The sequence below is a fragment of the Megasphaera sp. NM10 genome, from assembly GCF_000417505.1.
GTDB lineage: Bacteria > Bacillota > Negativicutes > Veillonellales > Megasphaeraceae > Megasphaera > Megasphaera intestinihominis.
On the sequence record NZ_APHY01000023.1, the window covers coordinates 1 to 4,726 of the forward strand.

At 43.3% G+C, this 4,726-nt stretch carries 5 protein-coding genes and 1 pseudogene; 5 read left to right on the forward strand and 1 reads right to left on the reverse strand.

Features of this window, described 5'->3' with window-relative positions:
• Nucleotides 1-312: 312 nt before the first annotated feature.
• The 5 genes from NM10_RS05355 to NM10_RS14470 are packed head-to-tail and all read left to right on the forward strand — an operon-like array spanning nucleotide 313 to nucleotide 4,359.
• Nucleotides 313-705 (forward strand): MBL fold metallo-hydrolase, encoded by a 393-nt coding sequence (locus NM10_RS05355; RefSeq protein ID WP_192813549.1) that lies wholly within the window; start codon nucleotides 313-315, stop codon nucleotides 703-705.
• On the forward strand, nucleotides 692-1,759 hold the full coding sequence (locus NM10_RS05360; protein ID WP_020310578.1) for a LuxE/PaaK family acyltransferase: 1,068 nt from the start codon (nucleotides 692-694) through the stop codon (nucleotides 1,757-1,759). The genes NM10_RS05355 and NM10_RS05360 overlap by 14 nt, the downstream gene beginning before the upstream one ends.
• On the forward strand, nucleotides 1,746-2,936 hold the full coding sequence (locus tag NM10_RS05365; RefSeq protein ID WP_020310579.1) for an acyl-CoA reductase: 1,191 nt from the start codon (nucleotides 1,746-1,748) through the stop codon (nucleotides 2,934-2,936). Before NM10_RS05360 ends, NM10_RS05365 begins: the two co-directional genes overlap by 14 nt.
• A gap of 11 nt (nucleotides 2,937-2,947) precedes the next feature.
• Complete coding sequence (locus tag NM10_RS05370) at nucleotides 2,948-3,988, forward strand: AMP-binding protein (protein ID WP_020310580.1); 1,041 nt, start codon at nucleotides 2,948-2,950, stop codon at nucleotides 3,986-3,988.
• A 41-nt stretch (nucleotides 3,989-4,029) separates the two neighbouring features.
• Entirely contained in the window at nucleotides 4,030-4,359 is a 330-nt protein-coding gene (locus NM10_RS14470; RefSeq protein WP_239639623.1) for a hypothetical protein, read from the forward strand.
• Nucleotides 4,360-4,503: 144 nt separating this feature from the next.
• Here NM10_RS14470 and NM10_RS14480 read toward each other — a convergent pair.
• A pseudogene (locus tag NM10_RS14480) lies at nucleotides 4,504-4,726 on the reverse strand (IS701 family transposase); the annotation flags it as partial.

The window sequence follows — 4,726 nt, forward strand, 5'->3', positions numbered from 1 at the left end:
TCAGCTGCGCGATGATCTGCATCCAGTGTTTCTATTCTTATTTCGATGTGTAATTTTTTGAGTATCCAAAAACATCCTCCTTACTGAATAGGATAAATTAGAGTTTTTAGACAAAATGGGAGAAACTCTAATTGGTCTAATTCATCCTGTTTGATGAGCCTATTGTCTCACAAACAGCCAGGAGATTAAATCCACCGATTTATTTTCCGCTTACATCATATCGCAGCGCTCAATGATATGCGAAAAAATTATGATTTAAAAGTCCTTTGCAGTGCGGCCTGCAGCCAAGGTATCCAAAGTACCACCTTAAATATGACACGCATCATGGAGACTTACTTATACTTTAAGAGCCAAGGTGAACTTCATGTCTCCTATCCCCCTTTTATCTGCCAAGCTGCCGATATCGTCTTCGACGACATTTACTTAGCCACCTGGCGAAATCATGCGATTTTCTGTATTGCAGCGCCTGGCCATACGCCAGGCAGCATCTGCATCATCATAGATGAAAAAATCTTATTTTCCGGCGATTATTTTATTCCCGGCGAAGAAGTCATCACTCGTCTGCCTGGTGGAGATGAAGCCGTTTATGAGCAGCAAGGGAAAGCAACCTTACGTTGTTTGCCCACACCGATTCTAACCTACCCCGGCCATGGCGGACACTTTATCTTAACACAGGAGGTGAAAAAAGAGTATGGACTATACTAACTGGTTGACACAATCCCCTTATCATTGGACGCAAGACGAAAAAGAAGCCCATTATGTTCCTCTTTTATTTGAATTGACCTCCCAGCACTGTCATCGCTGCCCGCCTTATGGCCAGGCCGTGCAGACATTATACGAAAAAAACAGGAAATATGATGTCCCTTCAAAAATTCCAATGATTCCCATTTCCTTATTCAAGACAGAAAATCTGAAAAGTATTCCTGATTCCGAAATTTTCAAAATAATCACTTCATCAGGAACGTCGGGAGTGGCGTCTCATTTATACCTCGATGCTTTTAACGCACAAAACCAACAATTAGCCTTATATAACATTGTAAAAGATTTTATTGGCTTCTCGCGGCTGCCTATGCTGATTGTCGATACGCCGGACATATTAAAAAATCGGGACGCCTTTAATGCCCGCGGTGCAGCCGTCTTGGGCTTTTCCATCTTTGCCAAACGAAAATACTATGCCTTAAAACCGGATTTATCCGTTGATTTGGAAAGTATCCGCACATTCATTCAAACATATCGCAATCAACCTGTCTTAATCTTTGGTTTTACCTTTATGATTTGGCAATATTTCTGCGAAGCTCTGGCAAACTACCCCGGCTTAATCGACTTATCCAATGCCATTCTAATCCACGGCGGCGGATGGAAAAAAATGCAGGACCGCGCTGTTTCCCCTCATGATTATAAGAAGCGGCTGTATGAACAGTTCCATATCCATAAAGTCCATAATTATTACGGTATGGCCGAACAGACGGGATGCATTTATATGGAATGTGAACAAGGCCATCTTCATGCCAGCATATTTTCCGATATCATCATTCGCAATCCAGAAAACTTTTCAGTCTGCCCCATAGGGGAAACAGGCATCGTTCAAGTATTGACGCCATTAGCCACATCCTATCCTGGCCATTCCATCCTGACAGAAGATATGGGTACCCTGTTAGGAATTGATGATTGTCCGTGTGGCCGCTTGGGAAAATATTTTCGCATCGATGGCCGCATGGCAAAAGCCGAAATAAGGGGGTGCAGTGATGCGCACAACTAAAAACTTTACAATACTGGCCGGTTCAATTCCAGAAAAAGGCCTGCCGCAACGCCCCTTTTCGCCTTTAACGCTACAATTCTGTCAAGATTTTGCCCATCAGTTGCAGCATCATCCCATAACCAATGAAGATGCAGCTTGGGCTGCTTTCAGTTTTTGGCTGCGTCCGCGAAAACTAGAGCAGTATAAAAACCTGCTGACCTTTCCAGAAAATCGTTTAGGCCGGGGAATGACATTCCATATCGCCCCTGCCAATATGCCTACGATGTTTTTATATAGTTTCTTCATCTCCTTACTTGCCGGCAATGCCAATATCGTCCGCCTTTCTCCTCGATTACTTCCTAAAATACGGCCGGTCTGCGAAGTACTGTCCGATTTGCTGAACGCTCCCGTCTATCAGCCTATAAAAAGCCAAAATGCCGTACTTACTTACGGACACGATAGGAAAATCACCGATTGGTTTTCCAAACATTGCGATAGTCGTGTAATTTGGGGCGGCGACAAGACCATTAAGGAAATCAGGAAGTCGCCATTACCCCCTATGGCCATTGATATTCCTTTTGCAGATCGATATTCATTAGCGATTCTCGACAGTGACTATGTAGCATCCTGTTCTGAAGAGGAACTAAAAAATGCAGTTCACCATTTCTATCTGGATACATACGAAGTCGATCAAAATGCTTGCTCGTCTCCCCGCATCCTCCTTTGGCTCGACTCAAAAGGTGAATCCTTTGCAATAGCCCAGCAACGTTGGTGGCAGGCAGTAACCATTGAAATTCAAAAATATGACTTAGCGGCTATAAAGGTCAGCCGGAAATACGCAGAAGCGTGGAAATTTGCCATGCATACACCAGAAATCAGCCATTTTGCATATGCCAGCAACCGGCTTTATGTATACACACTTTCATCGCTCCCCCAAGATTTTACCCAACTTTCCGGAGCCTTTGGCCAATTCTTTCAATTCCCTATAAGGAAATCAGGAGATATCATTCCCTACATGACTTCCAAGGTCCAAACTATTACCACACTAAATATAGATATACAGGCACTCCGTACTCAGTTAATACAGGCCGGTATCACTGGCGTCGATAGAATCGTCCCCTTCGGGCAGGCCATGGATATGGACATGATCTGGGATGGCCGTAATTTGCTGGATACCTTGACCCGTATCATTCGTTAGGAGGGATACTTATGTTGAACTTTTTTGATGAAAATCCGGCGTATGAAAATCATGTATTATTCACTGATGGATCAGGCCAATCCGTAACATATCAGGACTGGTATGCGCATAGTAAAAATTTAGGGAAGATTCTTTCCTCTCCAAACAGACAACTAGCGGCTATCATCTGCCACAATACCATAGGATCAGCTTTATCGTATCTCTGCTGCCTGCAAAATCGAATCGTCCCTTTACTAATCGATCACGATATGGATACGGAACTGCGCCAGCGGTTATTATCGATTTATAACCCCAATTACATATTCAAGCCAGTCGATAGCCGGTCTGAAGCACTTTATACCCTAAATGGATATGGTGTCTATCGGTCAAGTAATACGTTTCATAAGATTCATCCTGATTTAGCTTTGCTGCTGACGACGTCTGGCAGTACAGGCAGCCCTAAACTAGTTCGTCAAAGTTATACAAATATCCAAGCCAATGCTGCATCGATTGCACAGTATTTGAAAATAACAGCCCAAGACCATCCGATTTCTTCATTGCCCATGCATTATACGTTCGGCCTATCAGTCATCAATAGCCACGTATTATGCGGAGCTTGTGAATGTCTGACAGAAGCGACTGTCTTTGACAAAACATTCTGGGATATTTGTCAACGCGATGAAATCACTTCTATCGCCGGAGTTCCATTCACATATGAATGTCTGAAGCGAGTCGGCTTCATGACAATGAACCTGCCTAAATTAGCACTGATGATCCAAGCCGGAGGCCATTTATCGACACGGCTGCAAAAAGAATATCTAGAATTCGCCTATAAGACGGGAAAACGGTTCATTGTCATGTATGGGCAAACCGAAGCAACTGCACGCATGTCCTATCTGCCTTTTGATATGGGACTGAAAAAAATAGGCAGTATTGGCATTGCCATTCCTGGCGGTACTTTCCACATCATGGAAGATGAAAAAACAGAAATCACACAGCCCCATGTAACCGGTGAACTTTGCTATGAAGGCCCTAACGTCACATTGGGATATGCCATTGTGCTGACGATTTAGCCCTGGGAGATATGCGGCATGGCCGGTTATATACAGGCGATATGGCCTATTTTGACGAAGACGGGTACTATTACATCGCTGGCCGAAAAAAACGTTTCATTAAAGTAATGGGCAAGCGTGTCAATATGGACGAAATAGAAGAATTGCTGAAAAGTGCTTTTGATTTCAGCGATTTCGCCTGTGTCGGTCAGGATGATGATTTGCATGTATTCATGACTGCCCCTGGCCGTCAATCTGAAGTCGAAGATTTCCTAATAGAAAAGACAGGTTTGCATCTCCGTTGTTTTACGATTCATCATATCGAACAAATCCCTAAAAATACATCGGGAAAAACACAATATCCTGAACTCAAAGCCTTAGCAGAAAAATAGGGAGGCGTAAAAAATGGATACGGGTATAAACCTCTCACAGGAACAACTCCAAAAACTTTCTATAAACCAAATACAATCCTTGCATATTCTTTCTCTATCTGCTGAATCTTTACACGATTTATTACAAACAGCACTTTACAACTTTTACGCTGCCTCGGAAGTTGACAAAACTAGTTTACACAAGGCCTGCACTAAGTCCGTTGGATTTTTTGCGGATTGGGCTTTAGAGACTAAAGTGCCTAAAAATATTTCACGCTGTATTTGCCAGCTTATATGGCTTCGCAGCTCTTGTGGACTGGTGTTTTGGTACTTCGCAAAATGCTCGTCCAGATACGGCAGCATTTTCAGGCTGCTGTGAACGAGYTGA